Here is a 565-nt window from a genome sequence, read left to right as displayed (position 1 = left end):
ACGGCAGCAGTGATACGAATTCGATGAAATTTCTAAAAGCAGTTTCCCCCGAGTATGCTGTAGTGTGTTGTGCAGAGGGAAATCCCTTCGGACACCCCCACAAATCAGTATTGAAAAGAGTTAAAAAAATTGTACAACACTTTAGAGTTCCAGAAAGAGTATCAATACGATGGAAAGGATCTGGGAGCTTTGTGTACGCAGGCGGGAACTACATTCCACCTGTGGAGCCCTTTGGCAGAAGAAGTGGAGTTGCGATTGTATAGAGATGGAAAGCATAGTGAGTGCTTTCAAAAAATTGCTATGCAGAAAGAAAAGAGGGGAGTCTGGAGCTACCAGACAGAGAGATATCTGCATGGCGTGTATTATGATTATCAAATCCCGTGGGACGGAGAAATAGTTGAGCTTGGAGATCCCTATGCGAGAGGTTGCGGAGTGAATGGTATCCGGAGTATGGTCGTGGATTTGAATAGAACGAATCCACTGCAATGGGAGCATGATCAAAGACCGAAAAAAAGGGAAGAGAATATTATCTATGAGCTTCATATCAAAGAATTTTCTTGGGATG

At 43.4% G+C, this 565-nt stretch carries 1 protein-coding gene; it reads left to right on the top strand.

Annotated elements, in window-relative coordinates:
* Positions 1-129: 129 nt before the first annotated feature.
* A partial coding sequence (locus IE212_RS35820) for a hypothetical protein (RefSeq protein WP_229864744.1) occupies positions 130-565 on the top strand: 436 nt, incomplete at its 3' end.

Source organism: Streptomyces djakartensis (assembly GCF_014651075.1).
In the GTDB taxonomy this organism is placed as follows: Bacteria; Actinomycetota; Actinomycetes; order Streptomycetales; family Streptomycetaceae; genus Streptomyces; species Streptomyces djakartensis.
Note: the sequence above shows the minus strand (reverse complement) of the source record. Positions and strands in the feature narration are given on the sequence as shown.